Source organism: Pseudomonas sp. NY15364 (assembly GCF_048068235.1).
Taxonomy (GTDB): domain Bacteria; phylum Pseudomonadota; class Gammaproteobacteria; order Pseudomonadales; family Pseudomonadaceae; genus Aquipseudomonas; species Aquipseudomonas mendocina_D.
The window spans coordinates 1-549 of record NZ_JBLUPX010000094.1; the positions used below are offsets into that span (position 1 = coordinate 1).

The 549-nt window shown below is 58.5% G+C and carries 1 protein-coding gene; it reads right to left on the reverse strand.

The features are described 5' to 3' along the window. Positions 1 to 549: IS4 family transposase (locus ACNFCJ_RS24120; RefSeq protein ID WP_416773899.1), on the reverse strand; the 549-nt coding region annotated here is incomplete at both ends.

Genomic DNA, 549 nt, shown 5'->3' on the forward strand with positions numbered 1-549 from the left:
TCGGGCCATTGTTTACGCGCCTGCGGCGAGGTCTTTAGCGAGACGATGGCATCGTGGCGCCCTAACTTACGCAGCACCTCGTATTGAGCATCCTTGCGCAGCGGCAGTAACCAATGGCGCTGAGTGCCTGTCTGTTGCCAGCGATGAAGTAACCCCAGTGAATAGAAGCCACGGTCGAACAAGGTCAGCGAGTGATCGGGTGTACTGTCGATCAGTTGTTCGGCCAGTTTCATCTCGTTGCTGTGGTAGCCGGCAAAAGCACTACTCACCAGCATGTGGCTGGTCAGCTCCATCTGGCAGACCATGCGAACTTGGGGATAGCCGGTATCGCCATGCTGATTACTGGCGCTGCCATAGTGCTTGCGGTTGTCGTCCGTATCCGGTGTGCGCCAGACCACGCCATCGACACTGAGCAGGCGCAAACCGGCCCAAGTGGGGTGATTGGCGCTGGCATGCCAGCGTTGTTGAGTCAGGGAAAAGACTTCTCGCACCGCAGCGCTGCCCAAACGCTGGCGACCTTGCACGATTGCACTGGGTGCTACCAATGGC